This window comes from Bradyrhizobium sp. S3.7.6, assembly GCF_054061875.1.
Genome location: NZ_JBSSEQ010000001.1, coordinates 8,236,022 through 8,260,291, shown reverse-complemented (window position 1 = coordinate 8,260,291; position 24,270 = coordinate 8,236,022). Strand labels below are relative to the sequence as shown.

Below are 24,270 nucleotides of genomic sequence, written 5' to 3'. Positions count from 1 at the left end.
GTGGCCATCACTGTTGCGATGTTCGCGCCGACCCAGGCGGAGACGATCCGTGTGGCAGTCGGGACGCAGGACACGACGATCAATTGCGCGACCGGCGGACTGCTCATTCGCGAGCTCAAGCTGCTTGAGAAATTTCTGCCACATGACGGCAAGTACAAGGATGTCACCTACGACATCCAGTGGAAGAATTTTACGAGCGGCGCGCCGCTCACCAACGAGATGGTCGCAGGCAAGCTCGATTTCGGCGCGATGGCTGACTTTCCGGGCTCGCTGAACGGCGTGGCGTTCCAGAAGGCCGGACGCCGTAGCCTCTTCATCAGCGTGCTGTCCGGCAGCACCAAGGGCAGTGGCAACGGCATCGTGGTGCCGTCGAGCTCGCCGGTGCAATCGCTCGATGAGCTCAAGGGCAAGACCATCTCGGTTCCCTTCGCCTCGACCTCGCACGGCATGCTGCTCCGCGCGATCGAGGCCAAGGGCTGGAATCCCGAGACCGACGTCAACATCATCACGCAGGCGCCGGAGGTTGCGGGGCCGGCCTTGCAGGCCGGCAAGATCGAGGCGCATGCCGACTTCGTTCCGTTCGCCGAACTGTTCCCGTGGCGCGGCTTCGCGCGCAAGATCTTTGACGGCGCGCAGGCCAATGCCCCGACATTCCACGGCGGGCTGGTCGATGCCGATTATGCCGAGAAATATCCCGAGATCGTCGTCGCCTATCTGCGCGCAGCGCTGGAAGCGGATCGCCTGATCGCGGAAGAGCCGGAGAAGTACAGCGAACTGATCGCGAAGGTGACCGGCATCGAGGCGGAGGTCGACTACCTCTTTCACGGACCGCTCGGTCTCCAGACCCGCGATGTGACCTGGAAGCCGGAGTACCGCCAGGCGGTCGCAACCTCGATCAAGACGCTGAAGCTGCTCAAGCGCGCGGACAGTGATCTCGATATCAACCAGTTCGTGACCGACAAGTTCATCCGTATCGCGGCGGCGCAGGCGGGACGCGATTACGACTCCGAACTGAAGAACTACGCGCAGCTTCCGCTTCGTGCCAAGGACGCCGCAACGGGCGACCAGATCAGCGACTTCAGCCGCGTCGCGCAGATCTGGGTCAAGGACGAGGCTCATGTACGCCACTATGCCTCGCCCGAGAACGCGCTCAAGGCGCTCGCCGGCCTCGAGAAGGACGGCAAGACCATCCGCGTCGTCTACGCTCAGGATCGCGAGAGCGGCATCAAGCTGTTTGCAAACCAGGCCTGGTTCGTGCGGTCGTCCAAGGGCGAGCTGAGCGCGTTCCTGCTCAAGCAGGCGGCCGAGGGCTGGTCGAAGAAGAACGGTGGCGCGGTGCTCGACTTCGCGGCCGCGCGCGAGTCCCTCGTCGCGAGCCGGTGAGGCGATGGCCACCGCTATCCCGGCGCGACCTGCGGGCATCCGCTGGATGGTCCGCGGCCTTTCGATCCTGGCCTGCATCGCCCTTTGGCAGGTCGCTTCGACCACGCATCTCAATCTGGGGATCGTGACCTTCCGCAACGTGCCGCCGCCGGTCGAGGTCGCTCAATCCGCGCTCGCCCTGTTTCGTTCGCCGAAATTGACGGCACATATCACCAGTAGCCTCTGGCGGGTGTTCGCGGGCTACGGGGCGGCGGTCGTGATCGGCGTGATCCTTGGTTTTGCCATCGGCCGGTCACGCGCCGCGAGCGATCTTTTGCTGCCGCCGCTGGAATTGCTGCGGCCGATACCGGCGGTGGCATGGATACCGCTGTCGATCCTGATCTTTCCGTCGTCCGAACTCTCGATGATCTACATCACCTTCATCGGTGCCTTGTTTCCGATCGTGCTGAACACCGTCCACGGTGTCGCGAATGTCGACCGCCGGCTGGTTGCCTCCGCCCGCAGCCTCGGCGCGGGGGAGTTGGCGATCCTGAGGGAGGTCGTGCTGCCGGACGCCGCGCCCAGCATCGTCACCGGGCTTGCAATCGGCATGGGCACCTCGTGGTTCTGCCTCGTCACCGCGGAGATGATCTCAGGCCAGTTCGGCATCGGCTATTACACTTGGGAAGCCTACACGCTCCAGAACTACGCCGACATCATCGTCGGCATGCTGATCATCGGCCTGCTCGGCATGGGATCGAGCTGGCTGCTGACGACGGCCGGGCGGCTTCTGATGCCCTGGCGTAGCCCGAAGGTGGCGCGATGAACATCCGGGTCGCGGATATCGGCACGAACAGCGTCGGTCGGATCGACTTCGCCGATGTCTCGATTTCGCTCGGATCGGGCGGCGATGCATTCGAAGCGGTCAGCGGTCTCGATGTCGCGATTGCGCCGGGCGAGCTCGTCTGCATCCTCGGTCCCTCCGGCTGCGGAAAATCCACGCTGCTCGGCGCGCTGGCCGGGCATTTGCCGATCACGGCTGGCCGTCTCACGGTCGACGGCCAGCAGGTCCAGAGCCCGAGCCCGGACCGGGGCATGGTGTTTCAGCAGCACACGCTGTTTCCCTGGAAGGGGGTGCGTGACAATGTCGCCTTCGGCCCGAAGATGCGGGGTCTCGGGAGGAGGGAGCGCGACCGCGCCGCCGACGCGATCCTGAAGCTGGTCGGCCTTTCCGGCTTCGAGGCGTTCTATCCCGCGCAATTGTCGGGCGGTATGCAGCAGCGCGTGGAAATCGCGCGGGTCCTGATCAACCAGCCGCGGGTGCTGCTGATGGACGAGCCCTTCAGCGCGCTCGACGCGCAGACGCGCGGCATGATGCAGGAGGTCCTGCTCGACATCTGGAGCAAGATCCCGACCACCACGGTCTTCGTCACCCACGACATCGACGAGGCATTGTTTCTCGCCGATCGCATCGTCGTGATGAGCGCAAGACCCGGCCGGGTGATCGAGGACATCGTGCTGCCGTTTGCGCGGCCGCGGAGCCACGATCTCGTCACCGAACCCGAATTCGTGCGCCTGAAGCGGCATGTCATGCAGCTTTTGCGACGGCCGGAAGGCAGCGAGCCGCTGGCACGGCTCAGTCCGCTCGGCGTGACGTCCTAGAACATCCCGCTCGCCGCGAGCGCCTTGCGGACGTGCTGCATCTCGGCCTCGTCGGCGACCATGTCGAGCATGATCGTGGTCAGGCCCTTCGCCGCAAAATCCCTCAGCTTTGCGCCGATCTCGGTGTAGCTGCCGACGAGATAGGGGCAGTCGGCCTGGAAGGTGAGGTACGGCAGCAGCCAGTAGCCATTGTCGGCGAGCTCGCCGCTCTGGCCGTCATAGAGCCGCCGCTTCCACACGGAATCGCTGTTCTCCACGGTGAGCGCGAGCAGCTCGCGATCATCGGCATTGTCACGGAAACGCGCCGTTGCCGCCTGCCGTGCCTCGTCGCGTCCCTCGCGGGCGAAGATGCCAAAGTTCATTCCGGGCGCATCGAGGCCGCGATCGAGATCGGGCGGCAGCATCTGCATCTTGATGCAGCCGGTCTCCTTCGCCACGCGCTGCGCCGCCTCCGACTGGCCCGCGACCAGGAATTCCGGCATCAGCTCCGCCGGCAGGCGCGGGCGAAGTTGCAGATTGCTTGCGCGGTAGAACCGGCCGTCGAAATTCACCGGGCGAGGGCTTTCCAGCAATTGGCGCATCAGCGCGACGAATTCGCCGAGCCGGACGTAGCGGTCCGCATGCGACTGCTCGTCGCCCAGCCCCTGCAAATCGCTGACCGCGGTCCCCGTGATCATGTTGAGATAGACCTTGCGGCCGTGGAGCTGCGCAAAGGACGAGACGAATTTTGCCGCGGCGAACGGGTGCATGTAGACCGGATTGACCGCGATCAGCGGCGAGCTTCGCGTGGTCTCACCCATGATGTGCTGGGCCATCGCCCAGGGCTCGACGAACACGTCGTTGCCTTCGAACAGCAGGATGCCTTCGAAGCCGTTGCGGTCGGCGAACTGTGCCACCCGCATCAGCTCGCCGACATATTTCTTGGGATCGCGGTTGCGCGAGATCGCGGGAAAGACGCGCAGCCGCGGGGGCGTCATTCAGCCGCTTCCTGGAACGGCCAGGAATTGCGGGTGATGGGAAGGCCGCCGTGCGCGCGGGAGCCGTCGGCGATCGCGAGGCGATGCGAGGGCGACGGCGAGCACAGCGAGAAGCGCCATGCATGCGGATCGTCGGCGATATCGGGCTTGAAGCTGATCTCGATGGCCTCGCGGGACACCTGCATCGCGAAAGCGTCGAGCGGCAGATTGAGCCCAAAGCCCCTTGCCTTCAGATAGGCCTCCTTGAGCGTCCAATAGTCGAAAAAGCGCTCGATCGCGGCGGGCTCCGGCAGTCCGCGCAACGTTTCGACCTCCTCCGGCGCAAAGAAGCGAAGCGCGGTGGACAGTGGCGCGACACGCCGTGACACGGTTTCGACGTCGACGCCGACGGTCTCATGCCCGGAGACGACGCAGGCAACGCAGCCATCGGCATGGGACAGGCTGAAATGCAGCGCGGTCGAGGTCGCGGGCGCCGCGACAAACGGCCGCCCGTAGCGACCGGCCCCGAAGGACCAATCGGTGGGTGCGACGTTCGGCGCGGCCTGCGACAGCGCCAGGCGCAGCATCGCGTGCGCGAAGATATACTGCCGCCGGTGCCGCTCGAACATGAAGCGGTCGGCGCGGATCCGTTCGTCGACCGAGAGTAGGCGCCGGCACGCATCGACTGCGCCCGGAGCGTCAATGGTCTCGATCAGTCCGACAAACAGTTCAATTCTGTCGTCTGCCATCAATAAGGCCCATGGCGTCAGGCGGAGGCCAAGTCTCCGGCCCTGACGGAAGAATCAACTGAGCAAGAATCAACTGAGCGGACCGCTTCTAACGGTCCACCCGGGCAATTTCTTGTCGATTTGCAGGCCAGTTTACAGGCGCAAGCTTGTGCGAGACCCCAACTCGACAAGCGAGCGGCCCATATCCGGAAAGTGAAGCCTGAGGATTCGTGCGGCGTCCCGGCCGACGATCCTTACTTCTTCTTCTTCTTGGCTTTCTTCGCTCCGCCCAGCATCGAAAGGCTGGCATCGACATCCTTGAGCGCGGACTGGAGCTTCTTCTTCTCGGCGCCCAGCAGCTTTTGCAGGGCCTTGCGGTCCTTGTCGCTCAACGAGGTACCCTTGGTAAATTTGATGAAACCCATAACATACTCCCCCGGTTGAAAATAATCGTCCAAATCAAATCGAGGGAATAATCTTGCGCGCTGGCGCCAAATAATCAAGATGCAACTTGGTCATGCACAGCTTTGGCGAGTGAACCTGTGTTCTCCCGTCCCGTACAGCCGGTCATGCCGCCCTGCGAGCGAGTAATCGGCCGAGCGGTGTGTTGGGGTGGGCGACGGCCGCATCCAGCAGCGCGACGAGATGCGCCATCCACTCACCGATCCTGCGGCCATCGAGCAGCTCGCCCTTGTAATTGCATGAGCCGGTGATTCCGGTGGGGCGTTCCTTGAGCATCAGCGACAGCCAGGTCTGGTCGATCGGCAGCACCGGCTGGCCTTCGCGCGCGACGTTGCCGATCGATTCGATCGTGACGTCAGCCAGATCGAGCGGCTGGCGCAGCGGATTTTGCAGGGTGAAATAGACTTGGAGCAGCGAGGCCGGATCGATCCCCTCCTGCTCCAGATGGTCGGCCAGGATGTTGAACGGCAGCTCCTGGCGCGCATGCGCGTCGAGCACGCTCTGGCGCACCCGGGCCAGGGCTTGCGCGAATGACAGCTCCGGCGTGATTCGGGTACGGACGATCACCGTGTTCTCGAACGGACCGACGATCCGGTCGGTATCCGGCTGGGCACGATTGGCCATGGCGGTGGCGACCGAGATGTCGTTGCGGCCGCTCTGCGCCAGCAGCAGGGCTTTCAGGCCGGTGAGAAGGCACATGAACAGCGTGCTGTTATGCCGGCCGGCGAACGCCGTGAGCCGGCCGATCAGCTCGCGCTCGAGGCTGACGGGGTGATGCCCGGTGGACGCGCCGGGGCTTGCTTCACCGTCGAAGACGGGGGTCGCGCCGCGCAGATTCTCCGTCCAGTCGGCGGCCTGGCGGCGGGCGGCGTCCGTGCCGCGCCACCAGCGCTGCCAGCGGGCGACGTCCGAAAAGGCCAGCGGTAGTTTCGGCAGCGGCACGGACGGACGCCCGGCCAGCGCCGCATAGCGGTTGGACAGCTCCTCGAACAGCACGCCGATCGACCAGCCGTCGGCAATGGCATGATGCAGCGTCAGCAGCAGCACATGATCGTCGGCATGGAGCCGCAACAGCCGCGCCCGCAACAGCGGCGGCCGCGCAGTGTCGAACGGGGCGTAGGTCTCCTGCTCGATCAGGAGGTCGATCTTCCTGAGTTCGAGGGCTTTGCGCCGCTTGTTGTCGTGGGGACGTCCGTCGCCGATGACCTCGATCGTGAGGGCCGGTCCGAGCTCGCCGGGTGTGGCGATGCGACTGACGGGCTCTTCGCCGCTCCGGCCGAACCCGGTCTGCAGCGATTCGTGGCGGCGCACGATGTCGCCGAACGCCTGCGCGAGGGTGGTCGGATCGAGCGGGCCCTGGAGGCGGAAGGCAAAGGGCAGGTTGAACAGCGGCAGGCCCGGCAGGTTCTGCTCGATCCGCATCATCTGGTCCTGTGCGATCGAGAGCGTTGGGAGCCCGCTTTCAGCAGGCCGCAGCATGCCTGTTGCCGGCTTGCGCGGCTTTGCTGCCACGGCCTCGTCAACCCGCCGGGCGAGTTCTTCGATCGTCGGAGCCTCGAAGATGGTCTTGATCGGCAGCGACACGCCGAGCGCACGGGCGACGCGCGCCATCGCCTGGCCCGCCAGCAGCGAATGGCCGCCGAGATCGAAGAAATTATCGGTCACGCCGAGGCTCTCGACCTTCAGCAGGTCGACCCAGATGTCCGAGAGCACTTTTTCGGTGAAGTGCCGCGCCGGCACGGCGGCGTCCGGTCCGGAGACGTCCTGCTGCGCGGGCGCCAGCAGCGCCGACCGGTCGATCTTGCCATGGGCATTGAGCGGCATCTGGTCCAGGAACAGGAATGCGGACGGGATGGCATGGCCCGGCAACCGGCTCTTCAGGAAGTCGCGCAGCTCGCTGGCGCTGCTCTGGCTGCCGGCCCTTGCGACGATATGGGCAATCAACCTGACATCGCCGCTCGCCTCGCGGCGCGGCTCGACGATGCCGGCGCGCACCGCAGGATGGTCGGCAAGCGCGTTCTCGATCTCCTTGAGCTCGATACGGTAGCCCCGGACCTTGACCTGATGGTCGGCGCGGCCGAGGCATTCGATGGTGCCGTCGGCGCGGCGGCGTGCGAGGTCGCCGGTCCGGTACAGCCGCCCGCCGGCCTGGCGTGCGAACGGATCCGGCAGGAAGCGCTGCCGGCTCTGCGCGGGATCGTTGATGTAGCCGCGGCCGACACCGGCGCCGCCGACGCAGAGCTCGCCGGTCACGCCGACCGGCAGCGGCTGGAGGTTTTGATCGAGCACATGGAGCTGGGTGTTGGGCAGCGGCGCGCCGACCGGGACGTTGCTCGTCGTCGCCGCCGGCGCCTTGGTCAGGCGATGCAGCGAGACGTCGTCGGAACATTCCGACGCGCCATAGGCGTTGATCAGCGGCACCTTCGGGCAGCGGGCGAACCAGGCGCGGCAGAGATCGACCGGCAGCGGCTCGCCGGTCGAGATCAGGAGCCGCAATCCCGCAAAGGCGCGCTGGACCTGCGCGTCGTCCATGCGGTCGAGGATCACCCGCAGCAGCGACGGCACGATCTCGAGCACGCTGATGCCTTCACGCTCGATCTCCCGCGCGAGCAGGATCGGGTCCTGCACGATTGCGTGGGCACAGACATGGACGCGCGCGCCGACCATGGGACCGGCAAGGAACTGCCAGACCGAGATGACAAAGCTCTGCGGCGCAGTCTGGGCGATCACGTCGCTCGCCGTAAGGCCGAGCTCGGAAATGAGCGACGCCAGATGGTTCGACAGCCCGCGCTGCTCGATCATGACGCCCTTCGGCGCGCCGGAGGAGCCGGATGTGTAGATGAGATAGGCGAGGCTCGCGGCTGCGCGCCGCGCGGCGCGGGCAGGCCTGGTCGATCCGGGTGCGATCGCGTCCTCGAGCTCGGCGACATGGATGCGCTCGACCAGCGGTCCGAGCAGGGCCTCGACCATGGCCGACTGGGCGCGCCCGGTCAGCAGCATGCGGGCGCAGCTCGATCCGAGGATGGTCGCAAGCCGCGCCGGCGGCTGGTCGGGATCGAGATTGAGGAAGGCTGCGCCCACGCGCTGCGCGGCGATCATCGCGGCGAGCAGGTCGGGCCCGCGATCCGCAAGCAAGGCGACAACGCTCTCGGCGCCGACACCTTCGCGCGCGAGCCAGCGTGCGGCCGCTTGGCTGCGGCGGGCGAGCTCCCGATAGGTCAGGGAGGTGTGTCCGTCCGTTACCGCGATTGCGTTCGGTGTCTTCTTCGCCTGGCGCTCGAGGCGCTCGCAAAGATTGCCGCGCGCGGTGAAATTGGCCACCACGCCCTGGCCTTTCGCCAGCAACTGCCGGCGTTCGGCCTCCGTCAGGAGCGGCAGGCGCGAGATGCGCTGCTCCGGATTGGCGATCACGGCCTTGAGCAGGGTCTTGAACTGAGCGGCCATGCCTTCGATGGTCGCCGCGTCGAACAGATCGGTGGCGTATTCGAAGAAGCCGGTGAAGCGGCCGTCGGCCTCGACCAGTTCGAGCGTGATGTCGAAGCGCGCGACCTTCGGGTCGACCTCCAGCCGCCGCGTCGACAGGCCGGGGAAACGTGCCGCCTCGATCGAGGCGTTCTGGAGGATGAACATGATCCGGAACAGCGGATTGCCATCGCTCCGGCGCGCGATCTGCAGCGCGCGCAGCACTTCCTCGATCGGAAGGTCCTGGTTGCGGTAGGCATCCAGCGTGACCTGCCGTACCCGCCGCAACATCTCGCCAAAGCCCGGATCGCCGCCAAAATCGTTGCGCAGGATCAGGGTGTTGGCGAACAGCCCGATCAATCGCTCGCTCTCGATCTGGTTGCGGTTGGCGATCAGCGATCCCGTCGCGACATCCTCGTGTCCGGTGTGGCGGAACAGCAGGCACTGGAAAGCCGCGAGCAGCGTCATGAAAGGCGTGACGCCCTGGTCCTGGCTGAGCGCGCGCAGATCGGCCGACAGTGCCTTGGAGAATTCGAGATAGTGACGGGCGCCGTGACCGCTCCAGACCTCCGGTCGTGGCCGGTCGGTCCGCAGCGGCAGCGTGGTGACACCGTCGAGCTGGGTCCGCCAGTAATCGAGCTGCTCCTTCGCCGCCGGCGTCTGAGCCCAGCTCTGCTGCCATAGCGCAAAGTCGCGATACTGGAAGGCGGGCGAGGGTAACGTCACGGCGCTTGCCTTGCGTGCAGCGGAATAATGGGCGGCAAGCTCCTCCCAGAACAGCCGTTGCGACCAGCCGTCGGTGACGAGGTGATGGACGTTGACCACCAGCGCGTGGCTGGATTTGTCGAACGACAGCAGGGTGACCTTCAGCGGCGGCTCACGCGCCAGGTCGAACGGATATTGCGCGAGCTCAAGCGCCTCGCGCCGGATGATTGCGCCCTGCTTGTCCGCGGCGCAGGGCTTGAGCTTGATCCGCTCGAATCGCGGTGGTGATTGCAGCACCCGCTGCGCCGGCTCGCCCTCGCGTTCGATGAAGACCGAGCGCAGCGCCTCGTGGCGCGCGCAGATCGAGGCGAGGCTCGCAGAAAGCGCGGCGACGTCGAGCAGGCCCTTGAGAACCGCGACTTCGACGACGTTGTAATTGTAGCGGGTCGGATCGAGCCGCGAGAGCACATACATCCGCTGCTGCTGGAACGACAGCGGCGCGTCTGCTGCCGCCGCCTGGCGCCATGCGGGCACCATCGTCTCGCGATGGGTTGTGGCGGTCTCGATCCGGGCCGCAAGCGCCGAGACCGTGGCACAATCGAAGATGTCCTCGAAGGAGAAGTCGACATTGAAGCGTTCGCGCAAGCGCGAGCGCATCTGCGTCGCCGCGAGCGAGTCCGCGCCGAGCGCAAAGACATCCTGATCGATGCCGACCTGCGGCAGTTCCAACAGACCGGCCCAGATCCCCGCGAGCTGGGTCTCCAGCGCGTTGCGCGGCAATTGCGCTTCGACGCCATGCTCCGCGGTTGCGATCAGATCGGCCAGCGCGTTGCGCTTGACCTTGCCGCTCGCGCCTTTCGGCAGTGCGGCCACGCCGCGGATCAGGCTCGGTACCTTGTAGGCCGCAAGTCGTTTGCGCGCGAACTGCCGAAGCTGGTCCGGAGTTGCTTCGGAGTTCGGGCGCAGCACCACGACGGCGGCGACGTTTTCGCCGAGCTTCTGATGCGGGACGGCGAACACGCCGGCCTCCAGCACCGCTGGATGGCTCAGCAGGACCTCTTCGACCTCCAGGGGCGAGATCTTCTGCCCGCCGCGGTTGATGACGTCCTTGATGCGGCCGACGATGAAGAGGTAGCCGTCGGCGTCGAGATAGCCGAGGTCGCCGGTCCGGAACCAGCCGTTGCGGAAGGCGGCCCGTGTCGTCGCCTCGTCATTATAATAGCCGCGGCTCATGTTCGGCCCGCGCAGCATGATCTCGCCATGCTCGCCGCTCGCAAGCGTGCGGCCCGCCCCGTCCATGATCGCGATCTCGGGGCCCGCAGCGCGGCCGACCGATCCGACCTTGCGCAGCTCGAACGGATTGGCGGAGATCTGCGAGGCTGCTTCCGTCATGCCGTAGGTCTCGAGCACGGGAACGCCGAACATCGCCTCCAGCCCGTTCAGGATCGCAGGCGCGAGCGAGGATGAGGCCGAGCGGATCACGCGCAGCGACGACGACCGGGCGCGGTCCGGGTCGGCCTCGGCCGCCGTCAGCAGCGCGCGATGGATGGTCGGCACCGCCGTGTACCAGGTCGGTCGCAGCTCCCGCATCCAGCTGAAGAAGGACAACGCGTCGAAACCGTTGGTGCAGATCACGCTGGAGCCCGCGGCCAGCGCCGTCAGCAGGCCGGAGATCAGACCATGGGCGTGAAACAGCGGCAGGGCGTTGAGCAGGCGGTCGTGGGCTGCGAGCGACAGCACGCGGCCGGCATTGTATGCGGACAGGCACACATTGCGCTGCGTCAGCGGCACCATTTTCGGCCGCGCCGCCGTGCCTGACGTCAACAGGATGAAGGCGTCATCGTCGCCGCGCGAGGCGCCGCTCGTGCTGGCCGGCCCGACTGCCGGGCCGATGAACGCGCAGCCGCCGAGATTGTCGTTCGGCCCCGGCACGAAATCGATCACCGCGATATCGAGTGCCTTGGCAACGTCACGACTTGGTGAATTCATGTCGGCCCGGGTGACGAGCGCGGTCAGCTTCAATTCGCTGAAATAGCGCTGCAGCTCGTCGGCCGTCAGATCGGGATTGACGGGGACGCAGGCGCCGGCCGAGGCGACCGCGATCAGCGCCAGCGCGCTGTCGGCGCCGCGCGGCAGCGCAACGGCAATCCGGTCGGCAGGGGCAATGCCAAGCCCCCGCAGGGTGCGGACCAGTTGCTGGATCAACTCACCCAGCTTGCCGTAGGTGAGGGCCGGCCGGCCCGGCGCGAGGAGAGCTGGTGCCGACGGGGTCTTGCGCGCATAAAAGTCGAGAAGGCCGCCGATATCGGCAAACGTCCTGGTTTCGGCGCCTGCGCTGTCCGAATCCTCTCCCGCTACGGATGCAATGTGGGACAATGCCATTCCCTTTTGATCTGATTGAGCTATTCTTCCCAAGACTTAGGGAACGCGTCCAGTCTGAGGTGAAGTTCGGGCCCCAAAATCTGTGGTTGAGGGGCCTAAAGCCCTTCGACGGAGTGAAGGTCGGGCAGAATCACCATGCTGGAGAATGAACCTGTTACGGGGACGGAAGGCGGGTTGAAGCGCTGGCTCGAAGGCGTCGGTCTTGGACATTACACCGATCTCTTCGCGCAGCACCGCCTCGATCTCGATGTGATGGGGGACCTGACGGAATCCGACCTGGTCGAGCTCGGATTGCCGCTCGGCGATCGCAAGCGGCTTCAGCGCGCGATGTCGGCGCTATTCCACGCTGAGACCGCCGAGAAGCCCGATACGGCCGCGCGCCCGCAAGTCCGGGCGGAAGTCGGTGCCGAACGGCGTCAGCTCACCACCATGTTCTGCGACATGGTGGATTCGACCTCGCTGTCGGTGCAGTTCGATCCGGAAGACGTGCGCGACATGATCGCGAGCTTTCGCGAGACCTGCGTCCGCGTGGTGAAGCATTACGAAGGGTTTGCCGCGCGCTTCGTCGGCGACGGTATCCTTGTCTATTTCGGCTATCCGACCGCGCATGAGGACGATGCCGAGCGATCGGTGCGCGCCGGGCTCGAGATCGTGCGGGTGCTGTCGACCGCGCGCGCGATCGAGCCGCGCGGTGCGCTGAGCCACGCCCCCGCCGTCCGCATCGGGATCGCAACCGGTCTCGTCGTGGTCGGCGACCTCGTTGGCCAAGGCACCGAGGAGCGCGATTCCGCGGTCGGAGAAACCGTCAATCTCGCCGCACGCCTGCAAGGTCTGGCGCCGCCCAACGGCGTCGTGATCTCGGCCTCGACACAGTCGCTGCTGAAGGGCAAGTTCGACTACCGCAATCTCGGTGTCCATGCGCTGAAGGGCATCTCGGAGAAGACGCAGGCCTGGCACGTGGTGCGCGCCTCGCGGGCGGAGACCCGCTTCGCCGCTTCCATGGGCGGGCGGTTGACGCCGCTCGTCAACCGCGAGGAAGAGATCGCGCTGCTGATGGGGCGCTGGCAGCAGGTCAAGGACGGCGACGGCCAGGTCGTGGTCAAGTTCGGCGAGCCCGGCATCGGCAAGTCGCGCATCATCCAGGAGATATTCGACCGGATCGCGGGCGACCGCCATGGACACGTCTCGTTCCAGTGCTCGCCCTACTACACCTCCACGGCGTTCTATCCGTTCTCCGAGCAGCTCAAATTCTCGCTCGGCCTCGACCGCGAGGATCCATCCGCGACGTCGCTGGCGGGTCTGGAGACCGCGATCGCCGCCGCCCATGGCGACATCGAGCAGGTCACGCCGCTGTTTGCCGCGCTGCTGTCGATCCCGACCGGAGACCGCTATCCGCCGCTCGACCTGTCACCGCAGCAGCAGAAGGATGCGACCGTCGCCGCGCTGGTCAATCATTTCCTCGGCCTTGCGCGCGACATGCCGCTGGTGATCGCGCTTGAGGATCTGCACTGGATCGACCCGACCTCCCGCGAGGTGATCGACCTCCTCGTCGCCCGGGTGCAGAACCAGCCGGTCCTTGTCATCATCACCGCGCGCTCCGAATTCCAGCCGAGCTGGAACGCGCATTCGCACATCACCACGCTGGTGCTGAACCGCCTGAGCCGGCAGCTGCGCACGACGCTGGTCGAGCGCGTCGCGGGCCGCGAGCTTCCCAAGGAGGTGGTCGAGGAGATCATCGTCAAGACCGACGGCGTGCCGCTGTTCCTGGAAGAGCTGACCAAGACCGTTCTCGAATCCAACCTCCTGACCGAGCGGCACGGGCGCTACGTGCTGTCGGGCCCATGGCGGCAGCTCGCGATCCCGGCGACCCTCACCGACTCGCTGATGGCGCGGCTGGACCGGATGGGACCGTTCAAGCGCATCGCGCAGATCGGCGCCACCATCGGTCGCGAGTTCTCCTACGCGACGCTGCACGCGGTCGCCAATACGCCGGCGGAGCAGATCGAGGCCGCGCTCAATCATCTGGAGGAGGCCGGGTTGATCATGCGCCGCGGCCATCCGCCCGGCGCGCTCTACTCCTTCAAGCACGTGATGATCCAGAACGCCGCGCACGACAGCCTGCTGCACAGTGAGCGGCGCAAGCTGCATTCGCGGATCGCGCAGGTGCTCGCCGAGATGTATCCGGAGAAGACCGAGCGCGAACCGGAGCTGCTGGCCCATCACCTCACCGAATCCGGCCAGAGCGAGGGCGCCGCCAGCTTCTGGCTCAAGGCCGGCAAGCAGGCGGCCAAGAGCGGCGCCAATCTGGAGGCGATCGGGCATTTGCGCCGGGGCTTGAGCGTCGTGCAGGCCAATGCGCGCATGCAGGGCGCCGACGAGATGGAGCTGGAGCTGCGCATCGCGCTCGGCAACGCTTTGATTGCCGCCAAGGGCTACGCCGTGCAGGAGGTCGAGGAAAACTACATCCGCGCGCTCGAGCTCGGTCAGCAGCTCGACGACGACGAGAAGGCCTTCGCCGCCACGCGTGGGCTCTGGGTCTGCCATTTCATCCGTGCCGATCTCAGCCGCGCGCACGATCTCAGTGTCGAGCTGTTGAAGTTCGCCAAGCGCGAGCGGCTGAACGAGCGCACGCAGCCGGCGCAGCAGACCGGCTATCTGATCGAGGCGCACCGCTCGATCGCGATGACGATGCTCTATCGCGGCCGTTTTGCCGCCTCCCAGCACCATCTGCACCGCTGCATCAACCTCTACAGTCCCGATCTGCACTCCGATCTGATGGAGCGGCACGGTACCGATCCCGGCGTCGTTTCGCTGTCCTATCTCGGCTATCTCCTCTGGTTCCTCGGCCGGCCGGACGCGGCGCGCCAGCACAGCGAGCAGGCGATCGCGAATGCCGAGAAGATCCGCCATCCCTTCACGCTCGCCTTCGCGCTCGTGTTCGGCGCCTATCTGTGCCAGCATTTGCGCGACGTCGAGGGTACGCGCGACCACGCCAACCGCGCCATGATCATCGCCACTGAGCACAATTTCCTGCACTGGAAGCAGCAGGCGGCGATCCTGCGCGGCTGGGCGCTGGCCCAGCTCGGCGAGGCCGACGAAGGTCTCAGCCAGATGCGCCTCGGCCTCGACGAATACGAGGCGATGGATTCCTGGCTCGCCGGCTGCTGGTTCCGCTGCCTGCTTGCGGAAGCCTATGCCAAGGTCGGGATGCGCGATGCCGCCTTGCGCGCGCTGGACGGCGCGCTCGCGACCGCGAGACGGACCGGCGATCACTCCTATCTCGCCGAGGTCTATCGGCTGCAGGGCGAGATCACGATGTCGGACGGTGATCCGGCATCGGTGCAGGAGGCCGAGGACCTGTTCGCCCTGTCGCTGGAGACCGCGCGCAAGCAGGGCGCGCTGTCATGGGAGCTTCGGACCGCCGTCAGCCTTGCGCGGCTGTCGCACCAAGCCGGCAAGCGCGAGCACGCAAGTCTTCTGCTTTTGCCGATCGTCGGCAAGTTCAGCGAGGGCTTTTATACTCCGGACCTGAAGCAGGCGATGCAGCTCCTCAGCGAGCTCGGCGGAGACGTGCCCGTCCTTGAACAGGCCGATGCGATGAAATGAGCGATCTTGCCGCCGCGCGTGCGCGCTACGTCGAGTTGATTGCGAAGCGAGAGCGGATCTCCTCACCACGCCTGCTCGAAGCGCTCGCCGCCATCCCGCGCGAGGATTTTCTGGCGAAGGGACCCTGGCGTATCAAGAGCGAGGCGGCGCGCGGCTACCGGCTGACGCCGGATGCCGATCCCGTTCATCTCTACGACAATGTGCTGGTCGCGATCGATGCGCGCCGCAAGCTCGACACCGGGCTGCCGAGCCTGTGGGCGCACTTCATCGATCTGCTCGACGTCGGGGAGAAGGACCGCGTGGTCCAGATCGGCTGCGGTCTCGGCTATTTTTCCGCGGTGTTGTCGAAGATCGTGGGGCCCAAGGGCACGGTGCATGCAATCGAATGCGACGGGCGGCTTGCGGCGCGTGCCGCGAATTACCTTCGCCCCTATCGCAATGTCGAGGTCGTGCATGGCGATGGATGCGAGGAGATCGGCGAGCCCGCCGACGTGATCATCGTGCATGCCGGCTTCCCGCACCCGCATCCGCTCTGGCTTCAGTCGCTCCGCCCGCACGGCCGCCTCCTGGCGCCGCTGACGCAGCGCGACCGCGAGGGCGCCGCCCTCAAGATCACGCGCAAGGGCAGGGGGTTCGAGGCCGAGGCGGTGCAGCAGATCCGGATCTTCCCCGGCCAGGGTCGCGGTGTGACCGCACTGGACGACCGCGTCGCCGACTGGTGGCAGCGCGCCTCCGCGCTGGCGCCACTGCGTTTTCGCGCCATCGAGCAGGGGCTGCCGTCGGATGGCTAATGCTTGGTTTCGTTTTACCTTGATTCCGTTTGTGAGTTTCCAGCATCTCGCGGTGCGGCTATGAGTGCGGCTTGATGGCCATTCGAGCGCGCTCCATGCATTCCGTTGCCCTGCTGACCGCCAGCTACGCCAAGGATATCGAACGCTTTTCGCTGCTCAGCGAGAGCATCGACACCTGGCTCTCGGGATACACGCGGCATTATGTTCTCGTTAACGATGAGGACGTGCCGCTGTTCGCGCGGTTCGCGTCCGACAAGCGCGTCATCGTTCCGGCCTCGAATTATCTGCCGAAATGGCTGTGGGCGCTGCCGCCGGCGCTTCAGTTCCTCAGCAAGCGCCGGGTCTGGCTGTCGCTGCTGTCGTCGCCGGTGCATGGTTGGCACATCCAGCAGATCCTGAAGATCGCCGGCGTGCTCAACGCATCCGAGCAGCGCGTCTGCATCCTGGACTCGGACAATCTGTTCTTCCGCGAATTCGACGTCGGCCAATATGCCGGCGCCGAGAAGACGCCGCTGTTCGTCACCCCGAAGGACATCGGCGCCGACCATCCGTTGCACGGCCTGTGGCTGCGCACTGTCGATCAGCTTCTCGGTATCAAGGAGCGCTCGTTCCCCGCCGACGACTATGTCGGCAACGCGCTGGTCTGGGACCGGGACACCGCGCGCGCGATGACCGACGCCATCAAGGCGGCGACGGGCTTGAACTGGGTTCTGGCGCTGTGCCGGAAGAAGAAGTTCTCGGAGTATCTGATGTACGGACACTTCGTCGCGAACTCGCCCGCGCATCTGGCCACCCATCGGGTCACCGAAGACAGCATTGCGGTCTCGCATTGGGACGACACGCCCCTCGACCGTCCCGCCATCGAAGCGATGATGGGCGCGGCCTCGCCCGAACAGGTCGCGCTCTGCATCCAGTCCTATTCGTCGACCTCGATCGACGACATCCGCGACGTGTTCCGCCTTAGCTCGCGGGATCGACGCAGCCCGAGCCTGTCTCCTGAAGATATGGGTGATGCGGCCGAATTCGAAGTGCCGGCGAAGACGCGCTAAGGCCGCGTCTCAGGCGTCTCTCGTGAACTTGCTGATGACGTCCATGAACGGCTTCGGCTTGAACTCGCCGTCGAGCGGCAAGGGGCGGTTCGGCTGCTTGTCCGCGCGGGCGAAGGTGCCGTTGATCCAGCTATAGCGATCCGAGAGGCCCCAGGTCAGGATCGAGCGCACCGGGCCGCTGGTCGAGATCGCGGTCAGGAGGTCGTCGACGCGCTTGGCGACGATGGCGTCGCGCTCCGCCGGATTGCCTGTCAGCTTCTGGTCGTCGACATCGAGCTCGGTGACGAGCACATCGAGGCCCCAGGAGCGCAACTCGGTGACGAATTCGGCGAGCCCATGCGTGTCGATCTCGAGCTCGGCATGCAGATGCGATTGCAGGCCTACGGCGTGCAGTGGCACGCCCTGGTCGAGCAGGTCCATGATCAGGTTGCGGTACGCCGCGCGCTTGGCAATGAACGAGTCCTTCGCCGACTCGATGTCATATTCGTTGATCGCGAGCTTGACGAAGGGATCGGCCGCGGCCGCTGTGCGGAAGGCCAGCGGAATCCAGCGGTTGCCCAGATGCTGCGTCCAGAACGTGTCGCGCCGGTCGGTGATCTTCTTCGGATTGTCCGGGATCGGCTCGTTGACGACGTCCCACGACGTCAGCTTGTCCTTGTAATAGGACACGACGGTGCCGATGTGGTCGACATAGGCGCGCTCGACGTCCTTGGTGTCCTTGATCTGCTTGGTCCAGTCCGGAATGTCGTGATACCAGGCGAGCGCGTGGCCGCGCATCGTCAGATCGTTCTCCCTGGCGAAATCCAGAATCGCGTCGGCGCGCTCGAAGTTGAACGTGTGCGCGTTCGGCCGCAGCATCGGCCATTTCAGCTCGAGCACCGGCACCACCTGGGTGCAATAGGTGCTGATGGCTTCGCCGAGCCTGGGATCGGCTTGCAGGTCCCAGAGCGTCGCCGCAGCGCCAAAGCCCGGACGGCGCTGCGCGAGTTTTGATGCCGGTGCGGCGGACGCCGATGCCCCCGCCGCGAGTGCTGCGGCGCTGCCGAGGAGAAATTCGCGTCTGTCGAGCCTGGTCACGGTGGGACGTTCCTTTGGGAACCAACGCGCCATCGTACCAAGCGGCGCCTTGCGACGCCGGGGTTTCCTGTCGTTGGGTTAACCTTTGCGGATGTCCGGTGCGCAACGCGCGTGGCGCTGCATCGCTGTTCCAGTCTGGATCAGGGTTTCGTGTCGTGATCGCTCGAACCGCCCCAGGGAAAGGACAAATTTAACGCTAACGCGCGAAAGCGGCCTTCCAGCCTCATTCGCCGCCCGATCTGCAGACTTATGTGACACTCTTGAGAGATGCTGCGGCGCAGTTTGTTCGCCCCGCCAAGGTCATTGATTAACGGCCGTCACCATCGCAACACCGTTGCCGGTCCTGTGCTCGCATGCTGAACCGCCATTTCTCGATTTATCTCGTCGCCTACATCCTGCCCGCAGCGGTGGGTTTCTTTGCGGTCACGGCCTACACGCGGCTGCTGACGCCGGCCGAGTACGGCGTTTATGTCGTCGGCATCAGCCTTGCCGGCATATTGGGCGCGATCTTCTTCGCCTGGATCAAGCTGTCGGTGTCCCGCTATCAGGCGATGTCGGCGGAGGTTGATTTTCGCGGCACGGCGATGGTCGCCTTCGGGCTGACGGCCGCGGTCCTCTGCGCCACCACGCCGCTGGTCATTCTGTTCCGCAGCGACCTCAGCGTCGAGCTGCTGCTCGCCAGCATGTTCGTGGCGATCATGGCCAATGCCGTCGATGTCGGCCAGGAATTCGAACGCGCCAAATTGCGCCCCTATAGGTTCGCGGCGATCTCGATCGTCCGCAGCGTGTCGAGCGTCGGCTTTGGCCTGCTCGGCATCTGGCTCGGCTGGGGTGGGTTGGGACTGCTCGCCGCGTTCGGTCTGGGCTCGCTCACCGGCATCATTCTCAATCTCGTCGGCGACCGCACGAAGATCGCGCGCTTCCAGCGCAGCCAGTTCATGCAGCTGGCGCGCTACGGCCTGCCGCTGACGCTGGCCGGATTGTCCGTTGCGGTCTATTCGGCCTGCGACCGGCTCATCGTAGCCTATTTGCTCGGCAAGGACGCCGCCGGCATTTTCGGCGTCGCCGCCGATTTGCCGCGCCAGTTCATGGTGATGATCGCCTCCAGCGTCGCCGCGGCAACCGTGCCGCTGGTGTTCCGCTCACTATCCGAGAAGAACAGCGAGACGACGCGGGAGCGGCTGAGCGAGAGCCTCGAGTTGCTGCTCGTCGTCGTCGCACCCGTCGCCGTCTGGCTCGCGCTCGCGGCCGACCAGGTCGCGGGCACGCTCGTCGGCGTCGATTTCCGCGCCGGCGTGTCGGCGCTGCTGCCGACGCTGGTGCTCGCGCGCTTCTTCGGCATCGCCAATCAATTCTATGTGCAGATCAGCTTCCAGCTCGCCGAGCGGCCGTTCATGCTGGCGGCGCAGTCGTTCCTCACGCTCGTTTTGAGCGTGGCACTGATGTTTGCGCTGGTCGCCGGCTACGGCCTTTACGGCGCAGCGCTCGCCACCCTCGCCACCGAAGCGCTCGGCTTCGTCGTCGCCGTCGCCCTGATGCACCGCGCCCATCCCGTGCCGTTCGACGTCAACCGCCTCGCCGGCGTTGCGGCTTCGGCTGCGGCGATGGCGGGCGCCATCCTCATTGCGCGGACACAGGTCGGCGGTACCGGTATCGTGGCGTTGATGGTCGTCAGCTCCGCGGGCGGGGTTGCTTACGCCGCTGCGGCCTGGCTGCTCAACGTCGCGAATGTGCGGACGTTGTCGCTGCGCTTCCTGCGGACGTTCAATCGCAAGGCGCTGGGCGTATAGAACCCGCGCTACCCCGCCAGAAAGCCGCCATCCACGGCAATGACGGTGCCGGTCGCATATTGCGAAGCCGGCATGCAGAGGAAGGCAACGGCGCCGGCAATGTCCTCCGGATGTCCCCAGCGCTTGAAGGCAGTGCGGTCGGCGATGCGCCGATAATGCGCAAGGTCGCTGCGGCCGGCGGCGTTGATCGCGGTTTCGATATAGCCGGGCGCGACCGCGTTGACGCGGATGCCTTCTTCGGCCCACTTCAAAGCCAGCGCCTTGGTCAGCATCACGACGCCGCCCTTGCTGGCGCAATAGGCGGGAATCCGCGGCAGCGCCAGCGTCGCGTTCATCGAAGCTATGTTGACGATCGATCCCGTCTGCTCCGCGAGCAGGGGATGAAAGGCCATGCAGGTCCGGAACGTGCCGGTGAGATTGACGTCGAGCACCTTTATGAAGGTCTCGATCTCGAATTCCTTGTCGCGCGCGAGAATACCGGCGCAGTTGATCAGCGCGTCGACGCGCTTGTGTTTCCGGGCGAAGGACGTGACGGCCTCGTCATCGGTGACATCGAGCGTCGCGAGCGTGAGACCCGCGCGCGGTTTGAGGAGGGTGCGGGCAAGATCGGCCTCGTTCGCACCCGTTGCTGTCACTGTCGCACCCAGATCGCAGAATTGATTGCTGATGGCGGCGCCAATGTCACCGGCGCCGCCGATCACGACGGCATGAAAGCCGGGGGCGAGAGAAAAATTCGGATTCATCGGGAATGTCTCACTTCAGGGATTTCGGAGGCGCAGCCGTCGACTCGCGGACGACCAGCGAGAAGTCGATCTCGCGATGCATGATGGTCTGCTCGCCGGCGAGGCTGCGCACCAGATATTCGCCGGCGCGCTGCCAGGTTTCTCCGGTCGGTACGTGGATCGTGGTCAGGCTCGGCCGCAAATGCCGGCTCCAGTCGAGGTCGTCGAAGCCGACCACCGATAGGTCACGCGGCACCGAAAAACCGCTGCGCTCGGCTTCGAGCAGCACGCCATAGGCGATGACGTCGTTGCCGCAGACAACGGCTGTCGGACGGTCCTCGAGGCCCAGGAGATAGCGCGCCGCCTCGCGCGCGTCGTCCAGCGTATAGGGCACCTCGACATGCCATTGCGAAGGCAATTCGAGCCCGTTCTCCGTCAGCGCGCGGCGAAAACCGGCGACGCGCGCGCTGGCGCGGTCGTTGTTGCGCTGGAGCGCCGAGACGATCCCGATGCGGCGATGGCCGAGCTCGATGACATGCGCGGCGGCGCGATGGGCGGCGGCTTCGTTGTCGGTGCCGACGCAAGGATAGGGCCGGTCGGGCTGGTAGATGCCGACATTGATGAACGGTACGGCATTGTCCGCCAGCAGCTTGCGCAATCCGTCGTGATGGCAATCGCCGCGCAGCACGAGGCCGTCGACACCGCGGCTGATCAGATTGCGCGCCTGCTGCAATTCGACGTCGAGATCGTAGCCGCTCGTGGTGAGAAACAGCATGTATCCGACCGACGACAGATATTGCTGCAGCGAGGCGATGCCGCGCGCGAACATCGTGTTGTCGATCGTTGGAACGATTGCGCCAAGCGTGCGCGAGCGGCGTGACGACAGGATGCGCGCCGGCGCATGCGGGATGTAGCCGAGCGCGTCGATGGCCTGCTCGATACGCGCCCGCAAGGAAGGGCTCACCGCGTCGGGGTTGTTGAGGGCGCGCGAGACCGATGCCGTCGAGACGCCGGCGCGGGCCGCCACGGCGCGGATGCCCTGTTTCACAGACTTGGCGTTGGTCAGTCTCATGAATGTAACGTTACATCGGGCGTAGCGAACCGCATGGTAGCGGCAATGTCGCAAATCTGCCGCAGATTGTGCGGCTTGTCCATCGCTTGACACGGCGAATGCGAGGTCTATTTTGTAACCGTTTTCAAGCGCTGCTCAAACGTTTTCAAAATGGTCCGCCAGCTTAAGGCGGCCAGCCGGGAGGAGAGTTCGATGAAGGCCAGGATGCTCGCGACCCACGTCGCGTTGCCCGTTCTCGCGATTGCTGCGGCGACCGCGCAGGCGCACGCCGCCGATTTCGACTGGATGAAGTTCAAGGGCAAGACCGTCACCTTTCTCGCCAACAACAATCCGGTGTCGCAGGCGCTGCTGACCTACAAGGCCGATTTCGAGAAGCTGACCGGCATGACCCTCAAGGTCGACGGCTATCAGGAGCAGCAGATGCGCCAGCGTCTGGTGACCGTCATGAATGCGAACAGCGACGAGGTGGACGTGTTCATGACGCTGCCCTCGCGCGAGGGCGAGCAGTTCGCCGCCGCCGGCTGGTACGGCGATCTCACCGCGATGGCCAAGAACGAGGTGGCCAAGGAATACGACCCCAACGGATTGAGCCAGGCCCTGCTGAAGGCCGCGACCTTCGGCGGCAAGCTGACCAGCATGCCTATGAACATCGAAGGCCCGATCTTCTATTACCGCACCGACATCTTCAAAAAGTGCGGCCTCGAGGCGCCGAAGACGATCAAGGACGTCGAGGCCGCTGCCGAGAAGATCAAGAGCTGCGACAGCACGGTGACGCCGTTCGTCTCGCGCGGCCTCAAGCCCGCGATCGCCTATACCTTCAGCAACATGCTGCACAATGTCGGCGGCAGCTATGTCGCAAACGGCAAGTCGAACCTCTGCTCAGCCAAGGGCAAGGAAGCGCTCGACACCTATAGCCGGCTGCTGCGCGATTTCGGACCGCCTGGCGTCGTCAACTACAGCTTCCAGCAGATTTCGGCGCTCTACCGCGGCGGCCGCGCCGCGATGGCGTTTGAGTCGTCGAATGAATTGCGCACGGTGATGGAAGGCGGCGCGCGCCTGAAGGACACCGGCCTGCTGCCGTTCCCGGCGGGCGATGCCGGCCAGGTGCCGACCACGATCGGCTGGGGCATGGCAGTGTCCTCGCACAGCAAGCAGCCGGATGCGGCCTGGTACTTCGTGCAGTGGGCGACCAGCCCCGAGGTGCAGAAGAAGATGGCGCTTCAGGGCATTGCCCCGCCGCGTCCGTCGGTCGCCAAGGATCCTGAATATCGCAAGTGGATCGACGAGGAGCCGGTGCGGAAGGAATGGCAGGCCGCGCTCGACGTGCTCGCCACCAAGGGCTCCTCCGAGGTCGGCTATCCCATCGTCGCCAATCCGCAATCGCGCGAGTTCATCGGGCAGGCGGTGCAAGATCTGATCCTGAAGCAGAAGACCGTCGATCAGGCTTGCGCGGATGCCGACAAGGCCCTGGATGCGCTAATCGCGCTGAACTAACGGCCTCATGCCGGCAGGCTTGCTGCCTGCCGGCACCCAACTCGATCGAGGATACGAACGCATGTCTGATACGGCTGCGACACTCACGCAGGACCGGCAGAAGCTGGAGATGGCGGCCCTATCGGCGCCGGCCGTGGTCTTCACGGTCGCGATGATCGCGTTTCCGGTCGTCTATACGATCTGGCTCGGCTTCCAGACCTTCTCCTCGACCGGCAAGCAGTCCTTCGCTGGCCTCGCCAATTATTCGAAGCTGATCTCCGATTACGAATTCTGGCACGGGCTGTGGATCACCATTGCGCTATTCGTGCTGTCCTTGGTGCTGCAGCTCGTCTTCGGCGTCTGGTTGGCGCTGGTGCTGTTCCACGCCAAGCGGCTGCCGGGGATCGTGCGCTCGTTGTTCATTTCGCCCTTCATGATGCCGCCGGTGGTGGCGGGCATGATGTGGCTGGTGATCCTCGATCCGTCGCTCGGTGCTGCCAACTATATCCTCCAGTCGTTCGGCCTGCCGCCGTCGGACTGGCTGGCCTCGCCGACCTGGGTCATTCCTACCGTGGCTCTGATCGACAGCTGGCAGTGGACGCCTTATGTCGCCCTGATCGTGCTGGGCGGCCTGCAATCCCTGCCGCCGAGCGTCTACGAGGCGGCGCAGATCGACGGCGCGTCTCCATTCAGGACTTTCCAGCGCATCACGCTGCCGCTGCTGCTGCCGACCATCGTCACCGCGGCGATCCTGCGCAGCGTCGATCTGCTGCGCTTCTTCGACATCATCTACATCACGACCCAGGGCGGCCCGGGCAACGCCTCGAACACGCTCAACATCTACGGCTTCCGGGTCGGCTTCGAATTCTTCAACATCGGCTATGCCAGTGCCCTGATGCTGACGCTGACGGCGATCGTGTTCGGCGCCGTGCTCGCCTTCAATCGCCTCCGCGGCGCGGTGGCCTGGTGAT

16 protein-coding genes are annotated in these 24,270 nt (G+C 65.4%); 9 read left to right on the top strand and 7 right to left on the bottom strand.

The genetic code is table 11. From position 1 onward, the window contains the following. Positions 1 to 18: 18 nt before the first annotated feature. From ACVJ5M_RS39825 to ACVJ5M_RS39815, 3 genes are read left to right on the top strand one after another with little or no spacing between them, the layout of a single operon-like run. Positions 19 to 1,383, top strand: a complete 1,365-nt coding sequence (locus ACVJ5M_RS39825) for an ABC transporter substrate-binding protein (RefSeq protein ID WP_187388095.1) — start codon at positions 19 to 21, stop codon at positions 1,381 to 1,383. A gap of 4 nt (positions 1,384 to 1,387) precedes the next feature. Next, positions 1,388 to 2,188, top strand: a complete 801-nt coding sequence (locus ACVJ5M_RS39820) for an ABC transporter permease (protein ID WP_063985374.1) — start codon at positions 1,388 to 1,390, stop codon at positions 2,186 to 2,188. Continuing rightward, positions 2,185 to 3,024: an ABC transporter ATP-binding protein gene (locus ACVJ5M_RS39815; RefSeq protein ID WP_063985373.1), complete on the top strand. Its 840-nt coding sequence runs from the start codon at positions 2,185 to 2,187 to the stop codon at positions 3,022 to 3,024. Before ACVJ5M_RS39820 ends, ACVJ5M_RS39815 begins: the two co-directional genes overlap by 4 nt. Here the strand turns inward: ACVJ5M_RS39815 and ACVJ5M_RS39810 are convergent. The 4 genes from ACVJ5M_RS39810 to ACVJ5M_RS39795 all read right to left on the bottom strand — a co-directional run bounded on the left by ACVJ5M_RS39810 (position 3,021) and on the right by ACVJ5M_RS39795 (position 11,719). Then, complete coding sequence (locus tag ACVJ5M_RS39810; protein WP_063985372.1) at positions 3,021 to 4,001, bottom strand: LLM class flavin-dependent oxidoreductase; 981 nt, start codon at positions 3,999 to 4,001, stop codon at positions 3,021 to 3,023. The two genes, ACVJ5M_RS39815 and ACVJ5M_RS39810, sit on opposite strands and share 4 nt — an antisense overlap. Continuing rightward, positions 3,998 to 4,729: a 4'-phosphopantetheinyl transferase family protein gene (locus ACVJ5M_RS39805; protein ID WP_014497649.1), complete on the bottom strand. Its 732-nt coding sequence runs from the start codon at positions 4,727 to 4,729 to the stop codon at positions 3,998 to 4,000. The genes ACVJ5M_RS39810 and ACVJ5M_RS39805 overlap by 4 nt, the downstream gene beginning before the upstream one ends. A gap of 233 nt (positions 4,730 to 4,962) precedes the next feature. Next, on the bottom strand, positions 4,963 to 5,133 hold the full coding sequence (locus ACVJ5M_RS39800; protein WP_014497648.1) for a hypothetical protein: 171 nt from the start codon (positions 5,131 to 5,133) through the stop codon (positions 4,963 to 4,965). A 142-nt stretch (positions 5,134 to 5,275) separates the two neighbouring features. Then, a complete protein-coding gene (locus ACVJ5M_RS39795; protein ID WP_063985371.1) occupies positions 5,276 to 11,719 on the bottom strand; it encodes a non-ribosomal peptide synthetase in 6,444 nt (2,147 codons plus the stop codon). Between the two features lie 135 nt (positions 11,720 to 11,854). Here ACVJ5M_RS39795 and ACVJ5M_RS39790 point away from each other — a divergent pair, with 135 nt between their 5' ends. From ACVJ5M_RS39790 to ACVJ5M_RS39780, 3 genes are all read left to right on the top strand, one after another. Beyond that, positions 11,855 to 15,325: an ATP-binding protein gene (locus ACVJ5M_RS39790; protein ID WP_063985370.1), complete on the top strand. Its 3,471-nt coding sequence runs from the start codon at positions 11,855 to 11,857 to the stop codon at positions 15,323 to 15,325. Then, complete coding sequence (locus ACVJ5M_RS39785; RefSeq protein ID WP_063985369.1) at positions 15,322 to 16,116, top strand: protein-L-isoaspartate O-methyltransferase family protein; 795 nt, start codon at positions 15,322 to 15,324, stop codon at positions 16,114 to 16,116. The genes ACVJ5M_RS39790 and ACVJ5M_RS39785 overlap by 4 nt, the downstream gene beginning before the upstream one ends. A 95-nt stretch (positions 16,117 to 16,211) precedes the next feature. Next, positions 16,212 to 17,165, top strand: coding sequence for a DUF6492 family protein (locus ACVJ5M_RS39780; RefSeq protein ID WP_063986670.1), 954 nt, complete (start codon positions 16,212 to 16,214; stop codon positions 17,163 to 17,165). Positions 17,166 to 17,174: 9 nt separating this feature from the next. Here ACVJ5M_RS39780 and ACVJ5M_RS39775 read toward each other — a convergent pair whose 3' ends face one another. Further along, the gene (locus ACVJ5M_RS39775; RefSeq protein ID WP_063985368.1) at positions 17,175 to 18,242 is read right to left on the bottom strand and encodes an endo-1,4-beta-xylanase; all 1,068 of its coding nucleotides are present in this window, start codon (positions 18,240 to 18,242) and stop codon (positions 17,175 to 17,177) included. Between the two features lie 353 nt (positions 18,243 to 18,595). Between ACVJ5M_RS39775 and ACVJ5M_RS39770 the strand changes: the two genes are divergently transcribed. Continuing rightward, complete coding sequence (locus ACVJ5M_RS39770) at positions 18,596 to 20,032, top strand: lipopolysaccharide biosynthesis protein (protein ID WP_063985367.1); 1,437 nt, start codon at positions 18,596 to 18,598, stop codon at positions 20,030 to 20,032. Between the two features lie 8 nt (positions 20,033 to 20,040). Here the strand turns inward: ACVJ5M_RS39770 and ACVJ5M_RS39765 are convergent, their stop codons facing one another. Further along, positions 20,041 to 20,775 carry an SDR family NAD(P)-dependent oxidoreductase gene (locus ACVJ5M_RS39765; RefSeq protein WP_063985366.1) on the bottom strand — a complete coding sequence of 245 codons (735 nt, stop codon included), beginning with the start codon at positions 20,773 to 20,775 and terminating at the stop codon, positions 20,041 to 20,043. Between the two features lie 10 nt (positions 20,776 to 20,785). Then, positions 20,786 to 21,826: a LacI family DNA-binding transcriptional regulator gene (locus ACVJ5M_RS39760; RefSeq protein WP_063985365.1), complete on the bottom strand. Its 1,041-nt coding sequence runs from the start codon at positions 21,824 to 21,826 to the stop codon at positions 20,786 to 20,788. Between the two features lie 192 nt (positions 21,827 to 22,018). Between ACVJ5M_RS39760 and ACVJ5M_RS39755 the strand changes: the two genes are divergently transcribed. Next, positions 22,019 to 23,320, top strand: coding sequence for an ABC transporter substrate-binding protein (locus tag ACVJ5M_RS39755; RefSeq protein WP_063986669.1), 1,302 nt, complete (start codon positions 22,019 to 22,021; stop codon positions 23,318 to 23,320). Positions 23,321 to 23,381: 61 nt separating this feature from the next. Beyond that, entirely contained in the window at positions 23,382 to 24,269 is an 888-nt protein-coding gene (locus ACVJ5M_RS39750; protein ID WP_063986668.1) for a carbohydrate ABC transporter permease, read from the top strand. Position 24,270: the final 1 nt, after the last annotated feature.

Bases quoted from the DNA above. Each gene is read 5' to 3' on its own strand.
- ACVJ5M_RS39780 (WP_063986670.1), top strand. From the start codon at position 16,212: ATGCATTCCGTTGCCCTGCTGACCGCCAGCTACGCCAAGGATATCGAA.
- ACVJ5M_RS39795 (WP_063985371.1), bottom strand. From the start codon at position 11,719: ATGGCATTGTCCCACATTGCATCCGTAGCGGGAGAGGATTCGGACAGC.
- ACVJ5M_RS39770 (WP_063985367.1), top strand. From the start codon at position 18,596: ATGCTGAACCGCCATTTCTCGATTTATCTCGTCGCCTACATCCTGCCC.
- ACVJ5M_RS39810 (WP_063985372.1), bottom strand. From the start codon at position 4,001: ATGACGCCCCCGCGGCTGCGCGTCTTTCCCGCGATCTCGCGCAACCGC.
- ACVJ5M_RS39825 (WP_187388095.1), top strand. From the start codon at position 19: ATGTTCGCGCCGACCCAGGCGGAGACGATCCGTGTGGCAGTCGGGACG.
- ACVJ5M_RS39815 (WP_063985373.1), top strand. From the start codon at position 2,185: ATGAACATCCGGGTCGCGGATATCGGCACGAACAGCGTCGGTCGGATC.
- ACVJ5M_RS39755 (WP_063986669.1), top strand. From the start codon at position 22,019: ATGAAGGCCAGGATGCTCGCGACCCACGTCGCGTTGCCCGTTCTCGCG.
- ACVJ5M_RS39785 (WP_063985369.1), top strand. From the start codon at position 15,322: ATGAGCGATCTTGCCGCCGCGCGTGCGCGCTACGTCGAGTTGATTGCG.
- ACVJ5M_RS39800 (WP_014497648.1), bottom strand. From the start codon at position 5,133: ATGGGTTTCATCAAATTTACCAAGGGTACCTCGTTGAGCGACAAGGAC.
- ACVJ5M_RS39820 (WP_063985374.1), top strand. From the start codon at position 1,388: ATGGCCACCGCTATCCCGGCGCGACCTGCGGGCATCCGCTGGATGGTC.
- ACVJ5M_RS39750 (WP_063986668.1), top strand. From the start codon at position 23,382: ATGTCTGATACGGCTGCGACACTCACGCAGGACCGGCAGAAGCTGGAG.
- ACVJ5M_RS39760 (WP_063985365.1), bottom strand. From the start codon at position 21,826: ATGAGACTGACCAACGCCAAGTCTGTGAAACAGGGCATCCGCGCCGTG.
- ACVJ5M_RS39790 (WP_063985370.1), top strand. From the start codon at position 11,855: ATGCTGGAGAATGAACCTGTTACGGGGACGGAAGGCGGGTTGAAGCGC.
- ACVJ5M_RS39805 (WP_014497649.1), bottom strand. From the start codon at position 4,729: ATGGCAGACGACAGAATTGAACTGTTTGTCGGACTGATCGAGACCATT.
- ACVJ5M_RS39765 (WP_063985366.1), bottom strand. From the start codon at position 20,775: ATGAATCCGAATTTTTCTCTCGCCCCCGGCTTTCATGCCGTCGTGATC.